The following is a 24,763-nucleotide window of genomic DNA, read 5'->3' on the forward strand; positions in this document are numbered from 1 at the left end:
TCTAATAATTTCTTAAACTAACATCCTGATAATCTTTCAAACCTACATTCTCTACATACGGAATCTTTTTATAGGACCAATGAATAGTATGCAAAATATTATCAACAAATTTTTTATTACTAGTTAAAGAAGAAAAGTCATAATCCATATCTGCATAACCAGGTTTCATCTTCTCATACATATGAAAAACACGGCCCATTAAATGTGCATACCCCTCACTTTTTTTCCATTTCTTTTCAACATCCAGAATTTCATCTTTATCCATATGTTTATAATCATTTATTAGATTTTCCACATAAAAATTACGCACTTTCTGATCCGGTGTGATAGATAATAAACTAAGTATATTTAATGGTGGAAGTTCATTTTTTTCCTTAATCCATTTAATACTAAAAAAAGCGTGTAACAAACGAGAAACTTCACGTGCACTTAATACCTTCTCATTTATTTTATTATTTATCAATTTGTCAATTAGATTATAATGATACAGTAATTCATTTTGTAAGTTCATGCATGAGAGCAAATCATGGCTAATTTTCCCCTTCAAACCTAGCGGATCCCAAGCATAAGGAGTCATAAATAACCACATAACATTTCTCCATAAATTATACTTATTCCCTGAATCAATAAAAGGCTCTGCAAGAAAATTAACAAACGCAGTTATTTCCCAGAAAGCAATGCATTCATAGACCTTTTCTGAATCAAATCTTCGTAAACGGATTTTCGATTCATCATGCTGTTCCGACTTATTTATAAATGTTTCATTTCTAATAAAAAGACATTTTACATCATAATCACTATTAATATCTGAGAGACCACAAGAAATACTCCCTACTGTTCCTATATAAAGAACAGTCAACTTTTCTCTGGTTTCAATTTCTTTAATATTTTCAAATAACTCTTTTTGAAAATCTGCACTACCAAAAATCATCTATATCTCCCTTCTGATAAAATACAGTTTCACTACTTTGCCATTATCAATATATTTGCATAGTAAATCGCCTTTTTTCTCTTCATTAGTAATTACCAATGATTCGTCAGAGGTAGCAGACATCAACTCTGTACTAAATTGGTCAATAAGTTGTACATCTGCCTGTTCCTTAACAATCTCTACAAAGGTACACTTATCTAATAAATCATATATGCTGTTTTTTTCGCTCAGGTTTATTGCCACTTTAATAATTCGCTTCTGTAATTTACTTTTTTTACAGAGAAAGCATAAAATATTAACCTGAAATTGTGTATAAAAATTTTTTTCAGTACAAGGGAACTGATAAAAATAAGGGTGGAATACTTTATACGCAATTTCCCGTTCTCCATTACGAATAATTAATTCCTTCAACTTAATATATTCTTCGTTTTGTAGCCATAAAAAGTAATCTGAACTTGCAATACTAAGTGGTATATATCTCCGCCCCTTTGCAGTTAAAAAAGTCGCTCGATGTTTGCCGCTTGTTAAATTAAAGTATCCCTTTTTGTTCCATGTTGCTGTGGGGGCACTTCTTATAAAAAAATCTGGATCTAAATCTAATGCATTACTCATTCGTTCGTATATTCTAGTTCTATTTCTTAAAACATTTTCTTTCCATGCTTCAGTAATTTTTATATCACCGATTGTGGATGCCGATTGTTCACAAAATTTAATATACGATTCTTTTTCCGCCCCCCGTTTATTAGACAGGAAATTAAAAAAAGAAATATGAGGATACAGCGCCTGAATATTTATATTTCCCCAAAATCCTTCAGTATCATTTGTATATATTAGTTCTAATGGTACGTTTGCTATTATCCTATCATTAGTTTCAGATATTTTCCCATAATCCATAAATTTGTAGTTAAACACAGGCTGATATTGAGGAATATTTTTATTTTCAGGCTTAATTTCACTAGAAACTATCTTATCCCACAAATTTGAAAGTATTTCTTCATAATTTGATGTATTTCCTTCTAAGGTTCCTTTCGGCTTATAAACTAGGTTTTTATATCCGTATTTATATAGTAAGTATGCTATTTCTTCATGTTCAAAAACATTTTTTACTGTAATAATTATAACTGCATCTTTTCCAATTAAAGACGTCATGTCATCTAAAGAACAAACCGGCTTGCCACACATACTTTGGATTTCTTTACCCCTCATATCAATAAACCCTAGCAAATTATATGCAGAAAGATTTTTTAGAACGATTTTACCAATGCTGGCGGCTCCATATAGATAAATTGGAGTTTCATAATCAATATTAAAAAATAATTTATCCATTTCCCTACCTCTCTAATAAATAGAAACTTGTTCGTTCGAAATTTTTTTTCAATATAGAACCTAATTTTATAACATTTTTTTCTGATAAGAGATTTCTTTTGATTTGGGTATCTTCAAAGTACTCGATTATTATTCTTGGTGTAATACGAAAGATTTCCCCTAATATATCGCCGGTATACGAGGCCAGCAAAGACGAGTGTATAAAAACATAATCGAATATTTCTGTTGAATTAGTGCATTCGTCTATCTCCATAAAAAGGACAACATTCTTACTCATCTTTTTTAAGGACTCTATCCCAATATCGCCTTTTTCTCTTCCTATAGCAGCTCCTTTGCTATTTATAACATCAAAATATTTAAACAAGTTTTCCTGTAAGATCAATTCCTCTGATTTGTAAAAACTGTCATTCTCCTTGTGATAATTTTTAAAACACTCAAAAGATGCTGTTGTTGTTCTTATTGGTATTTTAAAATGATTTTTTACGTAATATAAGAACATTGCCCTATGCATACCATCACATATATTAAAATAGCCTTTTGGATTCCACTTTACTGCTAATGGCTGTAGATAAAATAATCCTGCATTTACAGCATATCTTTGTTCATAACACTGAAAAAGGTCAATCCGATCCTCTAACAACTTTCGATTATATTTCTCATCCTTTCCTAAATATTTTATATATAAGCTAGGATAATTTACCTTTCCCATAATATAGTCATATAAATTACTATAGTTTTTACACATAACAATAGGTATATCAATATATTTCGGTTTTTCTAAAGCATTTTTTAAAATATTTTCCGTTGCTGCTGCCCCTCTAATAGTTTGTTCATCTGGACTAAATAAATATTGTATTTCGCATAAAAACGTTATATTTTCGAAATCAGATGATAAAATTTGAATTCCTTGCATAACATTATGATGGCCCTTAATATAAACAGGAATCTTATCTAACACATCAAATTTATTATCTAAAAATGCTGAATAGGCTTTCTGCATTTCAGATAAATAAGAGTATTCTCTATTTCCATCCATAGGTATATATAAAATTTTATCGTAGCCGTGGGAATTCAGGTCGTTTGCAACAGTTTCATGCTGCATGCCGTTATTTAAACACACGATTATAACAACTTCTTTTCGGTCAAAAAACTCTTCGCAAAATTCTTCCATAGTCAATGCCTGAACACCGCAAAATTGAGGAAGATTAGCTGCATTTTTGTCAATAAGACTTACTATTTGATATCCAGAATCTAATAGTATTTGACATTTCTGCTTTCCAATATTACCTAATCCATAAATTACGATTGGGATTTCCTTTTTTATATTAAAATACTTCATTTCTAAAAATGCACCTCTCTATTTTTATGGTAAAATGGGCAGAAAGTAGTAAAGAAAAACGAAACTACAGTCTTTTATTTTAATTTTTTTCAAAAAGACCAATTGGAAATGCCACGCCTTGGGCAATAAGTTCTCTGTCAAAACTTTGAACCAAGAAATAATCTCTGTCCGGATTCATTAAATTTACATAATATGGCCCCATTGAATAATCACAGAAATATTTTATTTTCCCATCTTTAATATAGTCAATACAATAATTGTCCGCATTCCATACAGGCTTAATGTCATTATAAAGAGTATAGGCATACGTATAAGGTCCTGCGACATACTCATCACCCACAAGTTCTCCGATACCTTGCATCGCCTCTTTTTCGGAATACTTTCTATATGTATACACATACTTTATAGAAAAATAAGCGTTTATGGATAACGCAAAACAAAAACTAATTAATAAAGCACCTGTATATATCCTCTTTTTGGCAAAAATAGCTGCAATCAAAAAGATACATATAAAAAGGACTTGAATCAACGTCAAGATTGCCCAGATGCTTATGTCAATTTGTTCAAAATCAATAAAATAATTTCTGCTTATTCTAAAACGAATCATAGAGTAAAGCAACGGTATAATCAGTAAAATAGACAAAGCACAAATTCCATTTATTAATTTTTTACGAATTTGATATTCTCCCCATTTAAGCATAGTAATTGCTAAAAATATATTGATGTAAACCACAGGGTATATACTAATTGTTTTTCGTTCCATCCAGTCATTAGTAAAAGTTGCCTGTATTATCATCGCAAATAATATTCCTAATATAAGTAATATGTTTTCATCTTTGACTTTAATAAACGCAAGTATATTTGTACAAATGGCTATTATGGTTAAAACTACAACTAGAAAATTAAAGAAAAACATATTACTACTCCAAAAAGTAAGGAATCCTTTTAGATATGTCAGTAATTTTGCTTCACTACTCTGTGAAGCTGTTACAACTCTATCTGAAAAAGAGTTTACTGAAGATAGCAGATTTGTCCAACATCCTGATTTCCATACTGCAAGATAATATATTTCAACTATTAAATGGCCTATTCCAAACCCAACTCCCCAGTATTTCAAATATTTTATACAATCGTTTTCTTTTTTTAAAATTAGCTGAATGACTTTTATCCCACCTATTATACAAGATACTACCAGCAGATGGACATTTGAATAATATACAAAGAATATTGAAATTATACTTAAGAAACCTAGCCAAAAATATCGCTTTCTTAAATCATAAGAATATTTAATCCAAAGGTATATACATAAAATTGTAACAAGCGCCCTAACAGAACTATTTTCAACACAGCGGCTGCTCATTAAAAAAGAAAAATCAAACACAATGTATAAAATTATAGGTAGCGTCATCCATTTACTTGCGGTTGGTAGCTTATATAATTCAATAATTTTATTAAAAGTCAAATAAATTAATAACGTTATTCCAAAGGCAATTAAAACATATGGCATTCGAAAACCATAATAGTTGTCCCCTAACAATTTCATCGTAAAGAACTGTAATAAGTTACCAATTATATTTGCCCGAAAGGTAGGTGCAATAACTATTTCCATATTGTCAGCAGCAGTAAGAGACTCATAATGATAATATAAAATTGACATTGTAGAATATGTTCCCTCATCTTTTGCTTGATAAAATGTCAACCCAAAATTAGGCAAATCTCTATCTAAACCAACCACTCTCAAAAGGAAAATGGCGAAGATAATCAGCAGTAATATATTAAATACATATCTACATTTTGATTTTTTATTATCAAATTTATGTTTTTGCATACATATATTGGAAAATTTCATTTATAAATCCTTCAATCTAATTATTTGATCATATTCAATATCTCTTGAAGCTGTCCGGCCCAAAACAATCTTATAGTCTTTTGGAGAGATTCCAGTACCCGGACGTTTAAAATCGATATCCTCTATCGTAATTTTTTCTCCTGCTGTAATGCGGCGTGCAGCTACAATACTTCGCTGGAAAGCTGCCCGTCGTTCTTCGTCTTCACTAACAACAATTTCTGTCGTACCAAGCATTTTATAGCCTGTTCCTGCCGCTTCACAAATCTGTTGTAATTGGTGTGGGTTAGCGGATATCTTATGATCCCATCCTTCCATATTATTATCCAAGGTAAAATGCTTTTCAATAATGCAAACCCCTTTTGAAATAGACATAATAGGTGCGGTAACTCCTAATGTGTGATCTGAGTATCCTACCGGGTATTTATACAGCATTTTATAGGTATCTATATTGTTCAAGTTCACTTCTTCATCCCGAGGCGGATAAATGGATACACAATGCAAAATAGCAATCTGTTTACACCCATTTTGTTCAAGGCATTCAATTGCTGCATTTATATCTGAAAGGCCACAGAGACCGGTACTTATTACAACCGGTTTATTTTTCGTTGCAATATAAGATAATAATGGAATATTTGTTATATCCATAGATGCAACCTTAATGAAAGGAACTTCAAGTTCATCTGCCAAAAGGTCTATTTCCGGTTTAGAAAATCCGGTAGATGAAAAGTCAATACCTAACTTATCACAATAGTTTTTTAATATATGATGTTCCTCTGAACTGACGCTGTATTCCTCCACAATTTCTTCTAATGTATAATCAGTACGATTCCGATAATCATCTCTCAAAAAATAGTTATTTTTGTACACTTCATTAGAAAAAATACTATCTTTTGACCAGGACTGGAATTTTACACAGTCCGCCCCACATTCTTTTGCGGTTTCTATCATTTTCTTAGCCAAGTTTATATCACCATTGTGGTTCGAACCAATTTCAGCGATTATATAAGGTCTTTTATTCATTGACAGATTTTGATAATCAAACATTTTTATTTTACTCCTTACATTTTATTTTGCTCCACCAATACCCATTGTTCTCCCTACTGAGATATTGGAGATAATTATTTTTTAAAATAGCTTTGTATTGATTAGATTTTTTCGAAAATACAGGATTATATTTTTTCAGCAGATTATAGTGCTTGATCTTAATTTCTATTTCCTTCAGGATATTTGCTTCATCGGCTGTATCGGATCCGGCTATATTATTTTCATGAATTCTATAGTAAGTAATGGCTTTTTTGACTAATTTTGCTTTCATGCCATCCAAAAGGAGACGGCTATATAAATACCAGTCAAAAACTATTGTATTACCCTCAGATAGGCTCGCTATAAAATTAATATCCAGCATGTTTAAATTAATCGCTGTATTACTTAAACCAAGAACATTATATTCTAATATATCTGTATAGCTGTCTAATGTGTCCGGCAAATTGTGAAATGCAGCCTGATTCTGGAAAGTATATAGAGAATTATAATAGATTGCATAGTCACTGCTATACTGCTGTATAGTGCAGGAAACTCTGTTTTTACTGAATACATCATCAAAGTCTCCCAAAATCAGAAGGTCATACCCCATACTTTTGGCTGTGAACAACAGAAACACTCTTAGTTCAGCTATAGACATAGGATGAGGTTTATGAATAACTGTAATTTTCCGTGTGGCTTTCTCTGTCAGATCTTTAATTTCAGACTTTTCAACGTTATCATTAATTACTAAAATGTCAAATTCACAGTCGGCCTGTGCATTAAGTGAATCTATAAACTCCTGTCGATATTTCCAGGCACTATTATATACAACTGTTCCAAATAATACTTTCATACCTACTCCTTCATCATTCTGGCCGGAACACCACAATATTTTTGAAAGTCAGGTACAGACTTTACAACTGCACTACTTATACCGATAATTACATTATTGCCTATTTTTGTACCTTGAATTATGGTTGAGTTTGCTCCTATATGTGAATTATTACCAATACACACATCTCCGCATATTATGGCTCTAGGTGCGATATGGACGAAATCTCCGATTTGACAATCATGTTCAATTACGGCACCTGTATTAATGATGGCAGCATCACCGATAGTTACGCTTGCATTAATGACAACATTTTTTCCAATAAAAATTCCACATCCTAATTGGCAGTCCAGTCCTATATAAGAGGATGAATCAATAATATTAGGAATAAAGAATCCAATATCTGATATTTTTTTGTGTAATTTCTTTCTGAGGGTAGGATCACCTATACTGCCCACAGAAATAAATGCATCTGTATACCCATCCCTCAGTAAGGAAACCAGATCGTCGTCAGTCCCTATAACAGGCGTATCCAATACTTTATACCCGACACAGAGTTTTTGCTCAATAATGCCAATATCATGGTAACCATCACATCGATACAGGGTATCTAAAATGGATTTACAGTGTCCGCCGCCACCGATTAGTAAAAGTTTCTTTTTCATATTACTCATCGATTCCCAATTCCTTTAACATAACATTCATTTCTTCAAACTGACCCATATCCAGCCATGATTTTCCGGAAATAGGGAATGCCCCAATTTTTTCATTTTTATCCAGATAGCGCTGTGCGATGTCTGTTATGTGTATAAATTCTCCTTCATTTAATTCATTTATAATATCTGGCTCAATGAGATATATACCTGTGCTTGTCAAAAATGACATTTCTGGCTTCTCGTGAATATTTTTGATTTGTCCATCCGGTGTTGTAGACAATATGCCGTATGGAATAACCACATCTTTCATGGCAGCCACAAAAGTAATAAGATTGTGTTGGCTTCTGTGTATTTTTAGCATACAATCATAATCTGCATCTACCAATATATCGCAGTTGGACAGTATAAATGTAGAATGAATCAATCCCTTTAAAAGTGAAAGTCCGCCGCCTGTTCCTAAAAATTCATCTTCCTTAATAAAATGAATGTTATAATCTTTGTTTAGTTCCTCATAATAAGATTTAATCATGCCGCCTTTATAATTTAGAATAAGATAGACATCCCGGCATCCCCAGTTCGCAAACTTCTGGATGATCCTTTCTGAAATAGTCAGGTCTCCAATTGGAATTAACGCTTTCGGTAAAACTTTTGTATATGGATAAAGCCGGGTACCTTTTCCACCTGCCATTATGACCAATGGAATCTCCTTTAATGGCTTTTTTTCCATTACATCATATGTTGGTAAACCGCTCAAATAATAATCTATTAGAGTACCGGTATTATCCACGATGGGATATACTGCAAGCCGTTCTTTCTTTGCCGCTTCTAATGCATCCGTTCTTGATGAAAATATCCTGGGAGTAGGATTCATAGCTTTAGTAATCGGCGCAGATATATCTCCATTATTTAAAAGATATCTTCTCATATCTCCCTGAGTGAACGTACCCTTTAATATGTTATTTTTATTTACGATGCACACAAATTTATGGATTTCACGATCCAGAACTTGTATTCCGTCTCTAACAGTATGTTCCGTATACAAAATATTTGAACTATTCATCATCTTTCTCCCACAACATAAGGTCGTTTATTTCTTCTTTAGAAAGGAACGGGGCCATATCATGTATGGCAGGAGTTGAAAAACTTCCATCCTCATTCATTTTTGACATTAATTTCGGAATCAAAGGATTATCAATTCTTTGTAGAATTTCCATAAATACAGGTTCCTTTTCTGCCATAAAATATTTTATGGAATTTTCTACTTCCTCATTTGTTTTACATAACATATACTTAAACCCAAATGCAGCGGAAAGTTTTTGGAAATCAGGGAATCCAACACCGGTATCCGGAGTACATCCGACATATCTTCCCCCAAAAAAGTTTTTATGTGTTTGACGAATCGCTTCATAACCATCATTGGAAAAAACAATTACTTTTACTGGCAGTTGATTATGTGTGATTGTCTCTAGTTCCTGAAGATTCATCATAATGCTTCCGTCTCCAGTAATACATATAATCTCTTTTTTAGTCGCTACTGCTGCACCAATAGCAGCCGGTAAATCATATCCCATAGAACCACAAAGATAATTAGTTATTGCTCTTTGGCTTTGAGTTTTTACACCAATTTGTATCTTTGCTGCATTTACACGGCTGTTACCCATTGTAATAACCTGATCTTCAGAGATAAATTGGTCGAATATTTTCCAAAAATAATATGAGTTTACGCGTTCTTTCATATTCAAATCAGTAATTGATTCAAATACGGAGAATCGATGTTTTAATTTACAACAATATTCAAGCCACGATGATTTATTTAGAGAAGATATATCATGTGTTGCTATAACTCTGAAAAAGCCTTCTAAGTCTGAATGATAAAAATGAGTTATCCTTAATCCTGGCTTTAATGATTCTGCTTCATCTACATCGATATATAATATTCTTGCATGAGGAGCAAATAGTTCTTGCGCAAATCCAGTTTGCCTAAAGGAAAGACTATTTCCCAATACCAAAATAGTATCTGCATTTTGCAATATAAAGTTTCCGGTTCTAGGACCGATGTCTCCTGAAAGTCCAAAGTAAAGCGGATGGTCGGTTCCCATCATATCTGTACACCAGCCGCCTCCGACAACTGGGATATTTAATTTTTCAATAAATTTTATAAATTTATCTTTAGTATTACTACTTATAATTCCCGTCCCACCAAGAACGCACGGGCGTTTTGAAGAGCGAAGCGCTGCAAGAATATCCGCGGCATCTTCGGTTGAGAGTGTTGGAATCTCTGACTCATAGTCTGCTGGGTACAATTCTTCAGTTTCTATCACAGCACTTTGTATATCCAGTGGAATATCTATCCATACTGGACCTCTTCTTCCTTCTAATGCTATCTTTATAGCCTTGAGTAATTCTTTTTTTATGGAAAGGGGATCTGTTATCATCGTAGCGTACTTAGTAAAAGATTCAACAACCGGTACAATATTAAATTCCTGAATTCCCCGATATCGTAATGGAAGTCCTGTTTTTATAGCCATTGTAGCATAGCGTACTTGTCCGGAAATAACGAGTAGTGGAATACTGTCCTGATAAGCTCCCATAACCCCTGTAAGTGTATTTGTTGTTCCCGGCCCACTGGTCACACAGACTGCAGCTATTTTCCCACTGATACGCGCATATGATTCTGCAGCCATGGCACATGCCTGTTCATGATGATTAAAATATACATGTACGTTACCATTTAACGCCAGAGCATTATTTAAGTGCATTGCACCACCGCCAACAACTGCAAAACAGTCTGTAATATTTTCATCAACCAAAATATCCATTATAATATCAGCAACTCGCCGTTTCATATTGTCTTTTCTCCCAATTAATAAGTTTTCTAATTCCATCCTCAATGCTAATTAAATTACGGATACCCGTTTCAGAGATAATTCGCGCATTATTTGCACTATATTCCAAATTCATGCCTGTATTGAGGATTTGAACAGGATATATGCTTTCCATTTCCGTCCGCACAATTTCGGCAATAGTACTTAATTTGATTCTGATACCGCTTGTTACATTATAGTCATGAAATTTAGGAGTATTTTCAATGAAGTACATTAGATACTTGGCATAGTCATCAATATAGAGGTAATCAAAATAACAATCCTGCCGAATCGTTATTGGTTCTTTTTTTAAGCAGCATTGAATCGCATGTCTTATAAACTTTGAATCGTATTCCCCTGGGCCATAGCAGGCAAAAATCCGCAAATTGTAAATATTATTGCTATTGTGAGCTAATTCATTAATAATATATTTCGATAGACCATACGAATCCGCCGGTATTGATTCGCCAAGGCTATTTTCATCAACGAGTGATAGAGCTCTGCGTTTATCGAATTCAGCACCAGAACCGGAATAAATCATTTTGCCAAAGGAATCCCGTGAAGTATAAAAGTTCATAAAAATTCTTAAACTATCCTCAAAAAGTGTTCCATAACTATCCAAATGTGCACTTCTAACCGGACTTGGAGATGCAAAGTGTACAACTACATCAAATCGATTTTCCTCTAGGTATTTTTTGACCTGAAAAGAATTTCTTAAGTCCAAGTCATTTCTTTTCGGAGCAAAAACATCATATTTATCTTGCAACAATGGCAATACATTACTTCCCACAAACCCACTGGATCCTGTTAATAAAATCTTCTTCAAGTTCTTACCCTACTTTACTGTTGTTAAAATTTCTTCATATACTTTATGAATCTCTTCTTTAGAAATATTTGTACTGCAAGGAATATTAATAATCCTATCACTGTAGTATTTTGCTTTCATTATGTCGTAGGCTATATATTTCCTGTACGGTTTCTGCTCATGAATCAGTCCCCATATTGGACGGGTCTGGACTCCCGCCACCTGAAGTTTCTCAATATAGCTTCGGACGTTCTCTTTACAGTAATCTGGATTTAACAGAAGAGAGTAAAACCACTTGTTTGAGCGGACTTCTGTGCGAAATGGAAGAATGCTGTATTCTGCTTTTCCTCTAAATAACTCACAGTACAAATCATAGTTCTGATTTTTTCTTATAATAAATTCTTCCAATTCTTCCATCTGTGCAATTCCCAAAGCGGCCTGTACATTAGTCATACGGTAGTTATATCCGACTTCATCATGGATATAAAAATGGGCATCATCCTTTGCTTGCGTGGAAAGATACTTTAAATGACCTAGAGCTTTTTTATTATGACTAATAATCATCCCCCCCCCGCCAGTTGTAATAATCTTATTTCCATTAAAGGAATATGCTCCAAAGTCTCCAATGCTTCCCGCCATACTGCCTTTAAATCTACCAGATTCATAGTAGGAACCTAAAGCTTCCGTTGCATCTTCAACGACTTGTAGCTTATACTCTGCTGCAATAGACATAATCTCTTCCATATCAGCTAGATTTCCAAACACATGTACAACGATAAGCGCTTTTATTTTCTTGTGTGTGTAGAGATGAGTTAGTCCACTTTCTGTAAGTTCGCATTCCGTTTCGCAAAACTTCCTCAGTTTTTTAGGATCTATACATAAACTATCATCACAATCCATAAAAATGGGTTCTGCGTGTACATACATCACAGGATTTACCGCTGCTATAAAAGTTAGTGTCGGAACAATAACCATATCATCCATGCCCACACCGCATTCAATCAGGGAAAGGTGTAAAGCGGCAGTCCCACTTTGACATGCGACAGCTCCCGGCACCTTTGCGTATTTGGCAACAGCCTGTTCAAATTTATCAACATAAGCACCGCCTGTAGATACCCATCCCTGGATGACAGCATCCTGCACATATTTTTCTTCATTTCCTTCAAAATTCGGAACTGATAATGGAATCATCTTTTCATCTCCTAAACATTGTATATATCTACTTTATATCTATCTAGATTGTCCCTTAACCACTTAATTGTCTCTGCAAGTCCTTCCTCAAATGTATATCGTGGTTCCCAGCCAGTTAAGCGTTTAATTTTCTCATTCGCTCCCAGAAGTCTCTCTACCTCGCTTTTTTTCGGACGAAGTCTTTGCTCGTCACAGATAATCTTGGCTTCCGGATTTATCTGACGGATCAACTCCTCTGCCAATTGCCCGATGGATATCTCACATTGAGTTGCAATATTGATTTCTTCACCGATTGTTTTATCTGATTTTAGTATTTCAATAAATCCCCTTGCAGTGTCTTTGACATAGTTGAAATCCCTCGTCGGTTCCAGAGAACCTAGTTTGATTTCTGTCTTTCCAGCAAGCAGCTGAGTGATAATGGTTGGGATCACTGCACGGGCAGATTGGCGCGGTCCATATGTGTTAAAAGGACGCACGATAGTCACAGGCAGATTGAAACTTCTGTAAAATGACTCTGCAATCCGGTCTGCGCCTATTTTAGTTGCAGAATATGGAGACTGTCCCTGATAAGGATGTTTTTCATCGATTGGCACATACTGTGCGGTACCATACACCTCGGATGTAGATGTTATCAGCACTCTTTTTGTTTTTAAATCTTTAGCAACCTGCAGTATATTCAGTGTTCCCTTAATATTTGTATCAACATAAGTATCTGGTGCATAATAGCTGAAAGGAATCGCAATAAGTGCAGCCAGGTGTAGTACTGCATCCATATCTACCATAGCTGTTCTGACTGCATTTGGATCTCTGACATCACCCGTAAACACATCGATTTTATCCAAAGTTTCTTGCGGGAGTGTATCAAGCCATCCCCAGGTATTAAATGAGTTGTACAGTGCAAATGCCCTCACATCATAACCATCTTTTACAAGTTCTTCTACTAAGTGGCTTCCGATAAAGCCGTCTGCTCCTGTTACTAAAACTTTCTTAATCATATTCGTTCTCCTCATATCCTGTATCCTTTGATAATACTGCAGATTACTATTTCACGGCATTTCTAATCGTTTTTGCCATATAATCAATCATTTCATCCGTCATTCCCGGATATACCCCTACCCAGAAGGTATCTTTCATAATCCGGTCTGTGTTAGAAAGGCTTCCGACAACTCGGAAGCCTTTTCCAGTTACTCTCATTTCATCAAAGCAAGGATGCTTAATCAGATTTCCTGCAAACAGCATTCTAGTCTGTACTCCGCGTTTTTCCACATACTTCACAACCTCATTTCTGTCCACACCTTTCTTACAGGTAATCAGGAAACCAAACCAGCTTGGTCTGGAATTCACACATGCCTCAGGAAGAATCAGTTTATCCTCCATTCCTCCAAGTGCACTTCTTAAGCGGTTAAAATTGTGGATTCTTCTCTCTACAAATGCAGGGAACTTCTCAAGCTGTGCGCATCCGATAGATGCCTGCATGTCTGTCGCTTTTAAGTTGTATCCAAAATGGGAGTACACATATTTATGGTCGTATCCCAATGGCAACTCCCCAAACTGTTTGTCAAACCGATGCTGGCAGAGATTATCCTGACCGGCTGCACATACACAGTCTCTTCCCCAGTCACGGAAAGAGCGGATACATTTGTTTAGAAGTGCATTATCCGTGTAAACCGCTCCACCTTCGCCCATCGTCATGTGATGAGGCGGGTAGAAGCTGGAGGTTCCAATATCACCGATAGTTCCTGTAAATCTTTCCTCACCATCAATCAAATATTGGGAACCCAATGCATCACAATTATCCTCAACCAGCCACAGATTATGTTTTTCACAAAACGCCTTTACTGCTGCCAAGTCAAACGGATTCCCCAGCGTATGGGCCACCATTATTGCCTTTGTTTTATCTGAATAAGCTTCTTCTAGCTTGCTTACATCTATGTTGTACTGGGGAATCGTCACATCTACAAACACCGGAATTGCACCATACTGAACCATTGGTGTCACCGTAGTTGGAAATCCTGCAGCGACAGTAATTACTTCATCACCACGTTTGATTCTTCTTTCCCCCAGCAGCGGAGATGTCAGAGCCATAAATGCATTTAAATTAGCGGAAGAACCCGAATTTACCAAAGAGCAGTATTTTACTCCAAGATATTCTCCGAGCTTCTTTTCAAATAAATCTGTATACCTTCCAGAGGTTAGCCAGAACTCCAGGGAACTGTCAACCAGATTTACCATCTCTGCACTGTCATAAACTCTAGACGCATATGAAATTCTGTCGCCCTCTTTGAATTCTTTTTTTACGTTGTGAAATGTATCACAATATTCTTTTACCAGGCCAAGAATCTCTTCCTTTGCCTGCTGTTCTGTTTTATTTTTAAACATTGTGTTCTCCCCTAGCTCGTAAATTCGTTAATCTGCCTATCTATACAGGCAGCTATATCTTTTCCATCCATATAATCCTTAGACCACTCTACAGTGTTTTCCACTGCCTGCCTTACGTCCCAGGCCGGCCTCCACCCTAAGTGCCCCTTGATTTTTGAGCAGTCCAGCTTCAAGAACCCAGCTTCATGGGGACCGCCGTCAGAACGGCTTTCCCAGGCCAGTCCATCCCCCCAGGCAGTGCAGAACATATCCACCAACTCCCCTGTGGTGACACAGCCGCAGTCATCCGGGCCGACGTTGTAAAATCCCGAAAATTTACTGTCCTGAAACTGTTTTTGCGCAATCATTAAGTAGGCAGCTAAAAGTTGTGATAGAATGGAAAAATATACTAAAAAGAAGAGGAGAGAAGTACTATGGAACAAATGATGTTTGAAGAGTGGGCAGAAGAATGGCTGGATTACAAAAAGAACTACGTGAAAGAATCGACCTATGCAAATTATCTTATTGCAATGGTGAACCACATAGTTCCTGCGTTCCAGGGTATGGAAATGAATGAAATAACAACAAATGTAATACAAAATGCAGTATTGGCATGGTCTAAAACGGGATGCCTGAATAAAACCGGGGGACTTTCCTTAAAGACTATTAAAGATATGACAATCATAGTAAAAATGTGTATTAAAGATTATGAAGAACGATATGACTCTGACTTAAAAATCAGGACTATAGAATATCCAGCGATTAAAAAAAGTGAGGGCAAAGCAGTTTTATCCAAAAAGCAGCAGGAATATATGCTCAATGTGATAAAAAGAAATTTAGAATATGAGACATTGGGTTATGCAGTTTCATTATATACAGGTATAAGAATAGGAGAATTATGTGCTTTGCAATGGGGAGATATCGATATAGATAACCGGCTTATTAGAATTAATAAAACGTTGCAGAGGATCTATCTGAAATCGGATTCCACAAAGGGTAAGACAAAGGTTACTATTACATCACCAAAATCCGATAAGGCTGTCAGGGATATTCCTATTTCTCAAACCCTATATAGTCTGTTTAAGAAATTAACCTTTAAAAATAAAAAGGTGTATTTACTGACAGGAGATAGAAACTATATAGAACCCAGATTATATAGAAAGCATTATGAGAAATTTTTACGGGAGCATAATATAGAACAAATCCGTTTTCACGGCCTGCGCCATACTTTTGCAACCAGATGTATAGAGTCTGGCGCGGATTATAAGATAGTAAGTGAATTGTTGGGCCATTCTTCTGTAAATCTGACATTAAACTTATACGTACATCCACATATGGAGGATAAAAGAAGATGTGTGGAATTAATTTAGTTCTTTTAAAAATAGAAATTATCACTGCATAGAAAGTCATTTGATAAGGTATACCCTGTGTTACAGGATATACATAGCGCACTATAAAAGGTTCAGGGGAATTATAGTAAAATAAAGTTCCCATTAAAAAAATATCATTTATTCGTGCATAGTATTGTGTTTTTCGTGCAAACAGCATATACTTATATGTATAAGAAGAAAGGAGGCACGTATATGTCCAGAACCACAACTAACATTAGTATTCGTATGGATTCAGATTTAAAAGCTCAGGCAGATGCTTTGTTTGCGGAACTTGGAATGAATTTGTCAACAGCATTTAATGTTTTTGTCCGGCAGTCCATCAGGGAAGGCGGCATTCCTTTTGAAATTAGAATGGAACAGCCTAACAAAGAAACGATTGCCGCTATGTTGGAGGCAGAGAGGATTGCGAAAGATACATCCGTCAAAGGCTACACCGATCTTGACGAGTTGTTCGCAGATTTGAAGAAATGAGAAAAACAAAATATACTGTTAAAACCACAACACAATTCAAAAAAGATTATAAGTTGGCAATGAAGCGCGGATTGAAAACAACTCTGCTTGAGGATGTGATTTCTTCCCTGGCAATGGGTGAGCCGCTTCCTGAGAAGCATAGGGACCATGCTTTGTCCGGGAACTGGACGGGGCACCGGGAATGTCATATTCTCCCTGACTGGCTGCTAATTTACCGCATCGAACAAGATGTCCTTGTCCTGACTTTGGCACGCACTGGCACCCACAGTGATTTATTTAGTAAATAATATGGAATCAGCCACCGAACAGAACTCTCTGTACGGTGGCTTTCCTAATACTCAGATTTTTTCACCTATAAATAGGAACTTCGAGGGGACGGACAAAGATCTAGACATCTATCCCTATTTAACTTTCGATTAGTTCTACAAAATTATCACATATAAGCTGTATGTCATCTTCTGTAATATTATGGGCCGCAGGCAATACAATACCTTTTTCAAAAAATCGATTAGCGACTTCATTATTATATCTTTTATCGGCTTTATATACAGGAAATTCACTCATTGGTGGGAAACCTGTACGTCCATGTATATTACACTCCTTTAATTTTGCAATTATTTCAGGAGTAGATATTTTTACCTCATCCTTTAAAAATAAAGAGGGATAGGTATAATTTGCAAATGTATCTGGCTTTTCTTTTATCATATGGTCAATTAATGGATGATCGGCCAGTCTCTCCACATATTGCTGGTATATCCTGCGTTTATTGGCAACCAATTCATTTGCACGCTGTATCTGTACTGTTGCAATAGCAGCAGGAAGACTCCCTATTGTATACTGATAGCCTATTTCATCAGACCAAAATGCCGCTATGCTATCATTTCTACCCATAGAAGAGATATGAACCGCGCGTTCATATAGATATTCGTCATTTGTAAGGAATAATCCCCCTTCACTTGCCACAGCTATTTTTCCACCTTGAAAACTAACACATCCAATATCACCAATGGAACCGCACTTTTTACCTTTATATTCTGAACCAAGAGCAGGGGCGGCATCTTCAATTACCTTCAAATTGTATTTTTTTGCAATTGCCATGATCTCATCCATATCTGCTGGTACGCCAAAATTGTGCACTAGCATAATTGCCTTTGTTGCCGGAGTAATAGCATTTTCAATTGCCTCCGGACTTATGCACAGTGTCTGAGGATCAATATCAACAAATACACATTTAGCTCCAGTGTAAGTAATAGCATAGGCTGTAGCAACCCAGCTGTGATCTTGTACAATTACTTCGTCACCTTCCTTAAGTCCCAGTGATAGGCAGGCCAAATGCAAAGCCTGAGTACAGCAGTGTGTTCCAATTGCATATTTAACACCAAAATACTTTTTCGCTTCTTCTGTAAAACCATTCATGTACTTATCAAAAGTTTCATACCACCCATCACATGCGGCTTGGGCGACTATTGCAACCTCTTTCGGGGAAAGCAAGGGTCCTGCAAAGGCAAGTTTTTTTTCTGAATATTTCATTTCCTTTTCTCCTTTTTCTTTTATTTAAATAAGGTTTTCAGCCTTTTAGCTGCTTCTTTTAAAACATCATCCTCTTTGGCAAAACAAAATCTAGCCAAATTTTCACCGCCTTTCCCACGGTAAAATGATTCGCCTGGAACTACAGCGATGCCAGTCTTTTCTAACAACCACATACATTTCTCTTTGCTATTTTTTCCTTCTAATTTACTGATATCAGCTAAAACATAATACGCTCCCTGAGGAACATATGGAAAAAGTCCACACTGATCTAATATACTGCAAATAATATTTCTTTTTTCAATAAATTTAGCTTTTAAATCAAGATAAAAGGTATCCGTCAATTCACTGATTGCTTTACCTACAGCATATTGAAGTGGTGCAGGCGCGCATACATAAACTAAATCACTTGCTATTCCAATTAGCTCTGCATACTCTTTTGGAGCAATACTATAGCCTATGCGCCAACCGGTAATACTGAAAGTTTTTGAATAACCAGAAATTGTAATAACCCTGTCTTTAAGCATATCAATAGATCCGGGACTAATATGAGTATGGGAGTCATACGTAATATATTCATATATTTCATCAGTAAAAATCAAAAGATTATGCCTGATACAAAATTCTCCCAGCCGTATTAATTCATCCATTGAAAACACTTTTCCACATGGGTTTGCAGGTGTGTTTATTATGATGCCTCTGGTTTTTTTCGTTACTGCTTTCTCTAATTCATCTAAATTAAATTCCCATGATGGCGGTGAAAGATTCACGTAAATTGGGACAATATCCGCGGCCTGCAAGGTGTATTCATGATATCCATAAAATGGCTGGAACAGCAGCACCTCATCTCCAGGATTAAGCAGGGCAAGACAGGCACTATATAAAGCACCTGTAGCACCACATGTAACAGTTATATTCTTCTCAGGGTCAGCCTGGATATTGTTAAAACACTTTGCCTTATACGCGATTGCATCTCTGATTATTTTAATTCCGTCATACCGGGTATATTGATTTATTCCCAATTTTAATGCTTCAGTTACTCCTTCCGTTATTTCATTAGTTAAAGGAAGGTCACAAATCCCCTGTGATAAATTAATACCATCTACTTTGTCACATTCTATAGACATATTTCTTATTTCTGACTGCATCAAATTTTGTAATCTCAGATTATTCATTAAAAATTTCTCCTTTATATTCCATTACTAAGGAATAGGCTTCAGCATTCGGCATATCTGGATCTGGCGCGTCATCCCATCTTACTTCATCGTCTTTTATAACCTTAATCATGGCCTTCTTTTTTTTGATAATAAATCCACAACGTTTGTATAACTCTTGTGCTTTAAAATTATCAGGGCCAGTTGTAAGTTCAATATGCTCCAGTTGAGCAACTTCTTTTCCCCACCATAATAATGTGCGTAAAGCAAACGTCATAATACCAGGATATTCATCCTTTATTCCCCTCAAAATGGAATCTATCTCAGCAGTTTTTTCTTCATACCTAAAATTAGAATAGCCTACATGACCAAGATATCTGCCGTCCAAAGTCTGAATCATAAAGAGCAAACGATCATCCCTACCAATAATTAAGTTATCAAGCCATTTTTCCGTCCGCTCAGTAGTTATTTCAAATGTACTAGCAGATATAGAGGGATTCTCAGCTCGCCAACGCCCCATCAGTTCTGCACAATCTTTGATTGTGTCTCTATAATCAGCTGTTATTGGACGCAGATAAGCAATAAGTTTTTCTTCACTGTTATAAACGGGGAGAAGATGAAGGATATCGAATTTTTCCTTACATTTATAATGATCGAATGTGTTTTTAATAAAATTTTTGTATAACATCTGTTTTCCTCCTCACGATTTAAAGTTGATTTATTGACTTATTTTAATTTAATAATATCTAATACCCATATATTAGAACTAACAGTATTTTTCTCATAATCAGAAAATTCATTAATATAGTCTCCTCCTACTCCATAAGGAAATGAGAATAAATAAACAGAGTCATAATTAGAAAAATCTAGATCCGTGTTCTCATTATATTCAAACCAGGTAATAGGAATATTAGTCTCTTTTTTTGTAATAAATCCCTTATTTTCATTCCAAAATAATTGCGTTCCTTCACTCGAAGTTTGTCCAGTAATTTCAAACATTGTTCTGTTAGTGGTTATTGGTGAAATTACAATTAAATCATCTTTCGAATAGTTAATTTTTCTCATCCCCTTTTCTATACACTGTTCCTGATATAGATATTGCCGGTTATATATAATTGATTGGGGAAAATAATAGTTTTCTAATATCTTTTGTTCCATACTAATTGTTGAATTATCTAAGGGAGCGATGGTACGTGTTGTTATAATTTTTCCTTTACCTACATTGATAGTTTTGAAAAGTTTGAGCGTAATAAAGTCAGAAGTATAATAGTTTGCTGAAAATGTTGTTACAATAAATACTATCAGCATAGGAATTTTTATGCTGTTTTTGTTAACATATTTAAGTAAATATGCTAATAAGAGTACTAAATAAAATATTTGCAGTTGAATATATCTATAATATGCATATGTGATAAAAAATAAATTTGTAAATAAAAATCCAGCATAACTACATATTACGGCAAATATAATTGGCTTTTGGAATAACTGTCCGTTTCTATGATTTTTATTTGTAACAGTATTAATAACTACATATGTCCCTATCAAAAAAATTACAAGTGTGATTATCCACATATAGTTTATAGCAAATAATTCCTTTAATTTTGAAAGAATTAAAGGAAAATTAATTCCAAAAACATTGATCTGTTTGCCATTTTCTGAATATTGTAGTGAAGTTCCTGAAACACTGCTCCATAGCTGTCCCATACCGACTGTAAGAATCAACCAAATAATACCTGCGGTTAAGATAATAATTATACTTTTATCCCTTTTAACTTGACTAAAACGATCGTATTTAATGTTTACTACTAAAAATGCCAGACCATATAGAAATAGAATTAAAATATTTGTTTCTTTAGTAAAAACCATTAGAATACAATTAACAAATAGTAACAAGTTATGCTTATGAATATGAGCATGTATAACCCAAATAAAAAAGCACATGGCATATAAATCAACATTGATTTCTGTAATTAACCCAAATACTAATGGAGAAAATAAAAAAAGTACTGTTAAAAGAAATAACTCGTATTCTTTGAGCTTACTATTAAAGTAGCGCATTATACTTGGTAATAATGCAGCAGTAATCAAAATAGTTAATATATTAATTATACGTATGCCAATCCCGTCGGAAGGCATAATAATATGTCCTAAAAGCATAAAAATACTGCAGCCATATGAAGCGTGATTTCCCAATCGTAGGTATGAAAAAGTTGAATCTAATGAAAAATTCCATAATACTGCGTTTTCAGTGGCTTTTAGATAATAATCTGCATCAGCCTTTGCTAGACTATTTAGCTGTGAAAGCGTTAATAAAATGAAAACAAAGCCTATTAAATAATACTTTAAATAGGATAGATTTATTATTTTATGCATAAAATCGTTAACATTATATTTTTGCATAAATAGATACAAAGAAATAACAAAAATAAATTCAAAAATAACCAGGCAAGGTATTGAAGTATATATTTTTAAATTATCATGATTGAAAATAATCAGTAAAAGTGTAACTCCAAACAATGCTCCAAAAATAAGGATAAGCTGTCCTAAAATATGCAGACTCAATTTCTTTAAATTAATCATTTTTAGAAAAAATAAGGCTAGATACACAAGGGCAGACAATAAAAATATATCGCTTAAATACTCATATCCAAAATTTCCAACAATTGTAGCAATAAGTAGAAGAAGTACTATAATGGGAACACCCAAATTAAAAATCAAGTTATATTTTCTCATGTCCTCCCCTTTATTTAGACTGATTTTTATCAAAATTTATTCGTCTTTCTTCTATAACAAACGGATGTTTCATAACACGAGTATTAATAGCTAAAATATATTCTCCCATTATTCCCAAAAATGTTAAGATGATGCCGCTCACAAAAAATAATTCTGAACCTAAAATAACATTTGAATCTTTTACTTTTTTATTTTGTCTTAAAGCTAAAATTGAAGACAATATAATTGTAATAAAGCTAACTGTACTAAATAGAATTCCCACAAAAACAGATAATCTCACCCCTACTTTGGTATTCATCGTAAAACTCCGCATAGCGGAGTCGTATAAATCATAAAAATTGATTTTAGATCTTCCTTTTTTACGTTTGGGTTGTACAAAGTCCACATAACATATTTTATATCCATATTCGGCCACGATAGAACGCATAAAAGGCATAGGATCCCCCAACTTTCTGATAAAGTCCATAAATTCTTTATCATATAAGCCGAATCCAGTAAACTGTTCAATGTATTCAATATTTTCTAATTTGGCACATAATTTGATTAACTTATAATATATTTTTCTAATACCAAACATTACGTGACATTCTTGTGCTGCCTTTTTGATTCCACATACAATTTTGTACCCTTGCTCCCATTTTTTCACAAATTCTGGAATCAATTCTGGAGGCCCCTGAAAATCACAAGGCATAAAAATAGTACAATCACCATCTGCCATCATTAATCCATGGAAAGCGGAACCTCTTGGAAAATTTTTAACATTAAATATTGCCCGTATTTGTTTATACTTTGAACACAAATATTGTATTTTATCACGGGTTCCATCTGTAGACTTATTATCTATTAATTGAATAATATAGTCATATTGTTCCAGGTTTTCCTTGAAGATTTTTATAATTGTTTCACATAAAGGGACAACGTTTTCCACTTCATTGTAGCAGGGGATGCTTATGCAGATAGTCTTTTTCATTTAGAATCCTCCAATTTTAAAATATCATTTTCACATAAAAATTCTCTCTCACATAAAAAATATTTTTCTTTTGAAATATTATTTTTATTAAAAAATGTTGTTGCATACATCGATGCAATATATGAAGTAACAAAAATAAAAGGAACCGTTTTCTGATTGATTTCATCTGGAGGAATAGACAATATACCATGATAATCAATAGTTCTGAACATGTCATAGACTGCAGTTAACTTTGCCATGGGATAATTTTTTCCTATATAATTATATATATATTCAGTATTAACATTGATTCCCCAAAATGCATAATCGATTGGTATATTAGGATCCCAGTTATTTTTAATAAATTTAATAGCAGACTCATAATAAAGAGTTTGATTAGTAGCATTTTCTTCTTCTGATTGACGAGTTTCTAAAAAGTTACTTAATTTATATATATCTGCATATTTTTCATAAGAATCACTAATACGTTTAATTGCTACTTTCATCATAGTTTGCTTTAGTTCTTGGAAATTTTGACATTTTGGATTCCAGTCAATTTTATTAAAAGTATCAGGTGTGTAAAAAGGAAGCAACTTTTTCAGCCAACTAAATCTATAAGTGTAATTTTCTAAAGTTATAATAACAGGAATATCTAATGCGAGTCCTATTACTGCACCATGAAAACGTGATGTAACAATGAGAGACGCATGTTCTTTATATTCCCTTAAGATCGAATGCACCCATGCACTAGGTGAATATCCATTTGGAATTTCTGTTAAGGAAGCGTATAATTCTTGTGAAAAAAAACGTATTTTGGGAATTATTTGTTGAGGTATAAAGGATTTAATACTTTTAGGAACATCCACAAAAAAAATATGTTTTTCGGAAGAAATTGCATTAGTTAATTCATCAGTATAAAGTGTGGCCATACAACCGCTTAAGTAGCTTGTAATACCATTTTTACGCAAATATTTTAAGGTGCGCTCATCTCTGCATCCAATAGGTTCATTTTTTTTAAGATTCTCTAAATGCCTAGGGGCGAGATTAAGATCAGAAATCGAAATCCCTAAATATATAGGAATTATATCATTTGAGACATTAAATAATTTATTATGGCCTGTCGTATTATTGCTAACTAACCAATTTATTGGCAGAATAAGATATTCACCTTGGTAAGTTTCCAATTCATGCAGACTTATATCTATTATTTGTTCTTCAGGTATACACATTTCTTTAAATAACCTATTTATAGAAAGCATCTGCATTGCATCTCCCACATTAATTGTGACTCTCTCAGAATTTTCCGCCACATACGCATCATAAATGAATTTATCAAAATTTAATCTTCCAAACTTCATCGCTGT

Annotated in this window: 23 protein-coding genes; 3 read left to right on the top strand and 20 right to left on the bottom strand. The window is 34.3% G+C overall.

From position 1 onward, the window contains the following. Position 1 precedes the first annotated feature (1 nt). The 14 genes from EFA47_RS06165 to EFA47_RS06230 form a co-directional block, all read right to left on the bottom strand. The gene (locus tag EFA47_RS06165; RefSeq protein ID WP_122642470.1) at positions 2–931 is read right to left on the bottom strand and encodes a DNA polymerase beta superfamily protein; all 930 of its coding nucleotides are present in this window, start codon (positions 929–931) and stop codon (positions 2–4) included. Then, positions 932–2,257: a hypothetical protein gene (locus EFA47_RS06170; RefSeq protein ID WP_122642471.1), complete on the bottom strand. Its 1,326-nt coding sequence runs from the start codon at positions 2,255–2,257 to the stop codon at positions 932–934. It abuts the gene before it with no gap. 4 nt (positions 2,258–2,261) lie between these two features. Continuing rightward, positions 2,262–3,596, bottom strand: coding sequence for a hypothetical protein (locus EFA47_RS06175; protein ID WP_122642472.1), 1,335 nt, complete (start codon positions 3,594–3,596; stop codon positions 2,262–2,264). A 79-nt stretch (positions 3,597–3,675) separates the two neighbouring features. Continuing rightward, positions 3,676–5,445: a hypothetical protein gene (locus tag EFA47_RS06180; RefSeq protein WP_122642473.1), complete on the bottom strand. Its 1,770-nt coding sequence runs from the start codon at positions 5,443–5,445 to the stop codon at positions 3,676–3,678. Beyond that, on the bottom strand, positions 5,446–6,489 hold the full coding sequence (locus tag EFA47_RS06185) for an N-acetylneuraminate synthase family protein (protein ID WP_122642474.1): 1,044 nt from the start codon (positions 6,487–6,489) through the stop codon (positions 5,446–5,448). It abuts the gene before it with no gap. 7 nt (positions 6,490–6,496) lie between these two features. Continuing rightward, positions 6,497–7,321 carry a glycosyltransferase gene (locus EFA47_RS06190; RefSeq protein ID WP_122642475.1) on the bottom strand — a complete coding sequence of 275 codons (825 nt, stop codon included), beginning with the start codon at positions 7,319–7,321 and terminating at the stop codon, positions 6,497–6,499. A 2-nt stretch (positions 7,322–7,323) separates the two neighbouring features. Beyond that, complete coding sequence (locus EFA47_RS06195) at positions 7,324–7,974, bottom strand: acetyltransferase (protein WP_235853228.1); 651 nt, start codon at positions 7,972–7,974, stop codon at positions 7,324–7,326. After that, complete coding sequence (locus tag EFA47_RS06200) at positions 7,967–9,016, bottom strand: sugar phosphate nucleotidyltransferase (RefSeq protein ID WP_206215514.1); 1,050 nt, start codon at positions 9,014–9,016, stop codon at positions 7,967–7,969. Before EFA47_RS06200 ends, EFA47_RS06195 begins: the two co-directional genes overlap by 8 nt. Continuing rightward, positions 9,009–10,802 (bottom strand): thiamine pyrophosphate-binding protein, encoded by a 1,794-nt coding sequence (locus tag EFA47_RS06205; RefSeq protein ID WP_122642476.1) that lies wholly within the window; start codon positions 10,800–10,802, stop codon positions 9,009–9,011. The genes EFA47_RS06200 and EFA47_RS06205 overlap by 8 nt, the downstream gene beginning before the upstream one ends. Continuing rightward, positions 10,783–11,646, bottom strand: coding sequence for an NAD-dependent epimerase/dehydratase family protein (locus EFA47_RS06210; RefSeq protein WP_122642477.1), 864 nt, complete (start codon positions 11,644–11,646; stop codon positions 10,783–10,785). The genes EFA47_RS06205 and EFA47_RS06210 overlap by 20 nt, the downstream gene beginning before the upstream one ends. Before the next feature lie 9 nt (positions 11,647–11,655). Next, entirely contained in the window at positions 11,656–12,816 is a 1,161-nt protein-coding gene (locus tag EFA47_RS06215) for a LegC family aminotransferase (RefSeq protein ID WP_122642478.1), read from the bottom strand. Between the two features lie 11 nt (positions 12,817–12,827). After that, positions 12,828–13,808: an NAD-dependent 4,6-dehydratase LegB gene (locus tag EFA47_RS06220; RefSeq protein ID WP_122644430.1), complete on the bottom strand. Its 981-nt coding sequence runs from the start codon at positions 13,806–13,808 to the stop codon at positions 12,828–12,830. A 49-nt stretch (positions 13,809–13,857) separates the two neighbouring features. Beyond that, positions 13,858–15,195, bottom strand: a complete 1,338-nt coding sequence (rfbH, locus tag EFA47_RS06225) for a lipopolysaccharide biosynthesis protein RfbH (protein WP_122642479.1) — start codon at positions 15,193–15,195, stop codon at positions 13,858–13,860. Between the two features lie 11 nt (positions 15,196–15,206). Next, positions 15,207–15,542: a Rossmann-fold NAD(P)-binding domain-containing protein gene (locus EFA47_RS06230; protein WP_122642480.1), complete on the bottom strand. Its 336-nt coding sequence runs from the start codon at positions 15,540–15,542 to the stop codon at positions 15,207–15,209. A 66-nt stretch (positions 15,543–15,608) separates the two neighbouring features. Between EFA47_RS06230 and EFA47_RS06235 the strand changes: the two genes are divergently transcribed. The 3 genes from EFA47_RS06235 to EFA47_RS06245 all read left to right on the top strand — a co-directional run bounded on the left by EFA47_RS06235 (position 15,609) and on the right by EFA47_RS06245 (position 17,323). After that, complete coding sequence (locus tag EFA47_RS06235; protein ID WP_122642481.1) at positions 15,609–16,544, top strand: site-specific integrase; 936 nt, start codon at positions 15,609–15,611, stop codon at positions 16,542–16,544. A gap of 213 nt (positions 16,545–16,757) precedes the next feature. After that, the gene (locus tag EFA47_RS06240) at positions 16,758–17,036 is read left to right on the top strand and encodes a type II toxin-antitoxin system RelB/DinJ family antitoxin (protein WP_122642482.1); all 279 of its coding nucleotides are present in this window, start codon (positions 16,758–16,760) and stop codon (positions 17,034–17,036) included. Then, positions 17,033–17,323: a type II toxin-antitoxin system YafQ family toxin gene (locus EFA47_RS06245; protein WP_122642483.1), complete on the top strand. Its 291-nt coding sequence runs from the start codon at positions 17,033–17,035 to the stop codon at positions 17,321–17,323. Before EFA47_RS06240 ends, EFA47_RS06245 begins: the two co-directional genes overlap by 4 nt. Before the next feature lie 118 nt (positions 17,324–17,441). On the opposite strand, the gene EFA47_RS06250 is transcribed toward EFA47_RS06245, so the two are convergent. Genes EFA47_RS06250 through EFA47_RS06275 form a run of 6 tightly spaced genes read right to left on the bottom strand, consistent with a single transcriptional unit; the run spans position 17,442 to position 24,757 of the window. Further along, positions 17,442–18,566, bottom strand: a complete 1,125-nt coding sequence (locus EFA47_RS06250) for a DegT/DnrJ/EryC1/StrS family aminotransferase (RefSeq protein WP_122642484.1) — start codon at positions 18,564–18,566, stop codon at positions 17,442–17,444. 20 nt (positions 18,567–18,586) lie between these two features. Further along, positions 18,587–19,738, bottom strand: coding sequence for a pyridoxal phosphate-dependent aminotransferase (locus tag EFA47_RS06255; RefSeq protein ID WP_122642485.1), 1,152 nt, complete (start codon positions 19,736–19,738; stop codon positions 18,587–18,589). Then, on the bottom strand, positions 19,731–20,405 hold the full coding sequence (locus EFA47_RS06260) for a GNAT family N-acetyltransferase (RefSeq protein WP_122642486.1): 675 nt from the start codon (positions 20,403–20,405) through the stop codon (positions 19,731–19,733). The genes EFA47_RS06255 and EFA47_RS06260 overlap by 8 nt, the downstream gene beginning before the upstream one ends. Before the next feature lie 38 nt (positions 20,406–20,443). Next, on the bottom strand, positions 20,444–22,450 hold the full coding sequence (locus EFA47_RS06265; RefSeq protein WP_122642487.1) for a hypothetical protein: 2,007 nt from the start codon (positions 22,448–22,450) through the stop codon (positions 20,444–20,446). Between the two features lie 10 nt (positions 22,451–22,460). After that, positions 22,461–23,420, bottom strand: coding sequence for a glycosyltransferase family 2 protein (locus tag EFA47_RS06270; protein WP_122642488.1), 960 nt, complete (start codon positions 23,418–23,420; stop codon positions 22,461–22,463). Beyond that, entirely contained in the window at positions 23,417–24,757 is a 1,341-nt protein-coding gene (locus EFA47_RS06275; protein ID WP_122642489.1) for a polysaccharide pyruvyl transferase family protein, read from the bottom strand. The genes EFA47_RS06270 and EFA47_RS06275 overlap by 4 nt, the downstream gene beginning before the upstream one ends. Positions 24,758–24,763: the final 6 nt, after the last annotated feature.

Origin of the sequence: Luxibacter massiliensis (assembly GCF_900604355.1) — a bacterium.
Taxonomy (GTDB): Bacteria; Bacillota; Clostridia; order Lachnospirales; family Lachnospiraceae; genus Luxibacter; species Luxibacter massiliensis.

Excerpts from the sequence above, each read along its gene's own strand:
- EFA47_RS06165 (WP_122642470.1), bottom strand. The coding sequence starts at position 931 with ATGATTTTTGGTAGTGCAGATTTTCAAAAAGAGTTATTTGAAAATATT.
- EFA47_RS06170 (WP_122642471.1), bottom strand. The coding sequence starts at position 2,257 with ATGGATAAATTATTTTTTAATATTGATTATGAAACTCCAATTTATCTA.
- EFA47_RS06175 (WP_122642472.1), bottom strand. The coding sequence starts at position 3,596 with ATGAAGTATTTTAATATAAAAAAGGAAATCCCAATCGTAATTTATGGA.
- EFA47_RS06180 (WP_122642473.1), bottom strand. The coding sequence starts at position 5,445 with ATGAAATTTTCCAATATATGTATGCAAAAACATAAATTTGATAATAAA.
- EFA47_RS06185 (WP_122642474.1), bottom strand. The coding sequence starts at position 6,489 with ATGTTTGATTATCAAAATCTGTCAATGAATAAAAGACCTTATATAATC.
- EFA47_RS06190 (WP_122642475.1), bottom strand. The coding sequence starts at position 7,321 with ATGAAAGTATTATTTGGAACAGTTGTATATAATAGTGCCTGGAAATAT.
- EFA47_RS06195 (WP_235853228.1), bottom strand. The coding sequence starts at position 7,974 with ATGAGTAATATGAAAAAGAAACTTTTACTAATCGGTGGCGGCGGACAC.
- EFA47_RS06200 (WP_206215514.1), bottom strand. The coding sequence starts at position 9,016 with ATGAATAGTTCAAATATTTTGTATACGGAACATACTGTTAGAGACGGA.
- EFA47_RS06205 (WP_122642476.1), bottom strand. The coding sequence starts at position 10,802 with ATGAAACGGCGAGTTGCTGATATTATAATGGATATTTTGGTTGATGAA.
- EFA47_RS06215 (WP_122642478.1), bottom strand. The coding sequence starts at position 12,816 with ATGATTCCATTATCAGTTCCGAATTTTGAAGGAAATGAAGAAAAATAT.
- rfbH (WP_122642479.1), bottom strand. The coding sequence starts at position 15,195 with ATGTTTAAAAATAAAACAGAACAGCAGGCAAAGGAAGAGATTCTTGGC.
- EFA47_RS06230 (WP_122642480.1), bottom strand. The coding sequence starts at position 15,542 with ATGATTGCGCAAAAACAGTTTCAGGACAGTAAATTTTCGGGATTTTAC.
- EFA47_RS06235 (WP_122642481.1), top strand. The coding sequence starts at position 15,609 with ATGGAACAAATGATGTTTGAAGAGTGGGCAGAAGAATGGCTGGATTAC.
- EFA47_RS06240 (WP_122642482.1), top strand. The coding sequence starts at position 16,758 with ATGTCCAGAACCACAACTAACATTAGTATTCGTATGGATTCAGATTTA.
- EFA47_RS06245 (WP_122642483.1), top strand. The coding sequence starts at position 17,033 with ATGAGAAAAACAAAATATACTGTTAAAACCACAACACAATTCAAAAAA.
- EFA47_RS06250 (WP_122642484.1), bottom strand. The coding sequence starts at position 18,566 with ATGAAATATTCAGAAAAAAAACTTGCCTTTGCAGGACCCTTGCTTTCC.
- EFA47_RS06255 (WP_122642485.1), bottom strand. The coding sequence starts at position 19,738 with ATGAATAATCTGAGATTACAAAATTTGATGCAGTCAGAAATAAGAAAT.
- EFA47_RS06260 (WP_122642486.1), bottom strand. The coding sequence starts at position 20,405 with ATGTTATACAAAAATTTTATTAAAAACACATTCGATCATTATAAATGT.
- EFA47_RS06265 (WP_122642487.1), bottom strand. The coding sequence starts at position 22,450 with ATGAGAAAATATAACTTGATTTTTAATTTGGGTGTTCCCATTATAGTA.
- EFA47_RS06270 (WP_122642488.1), bottom strand. The coding sequence starts at position 23,420 with ATGAAAAAGACTATCTGCATAAGCATCCCCTGCTACAATGAAGTGGAA.
- EFA47_RS06275 (WP_122642489.1), bottom strand. The coding sequence starts at position 24,757 with ATGAAGTTTGGAAGATTAAATTTTGATAAATTCATTTATGATGCGTAT.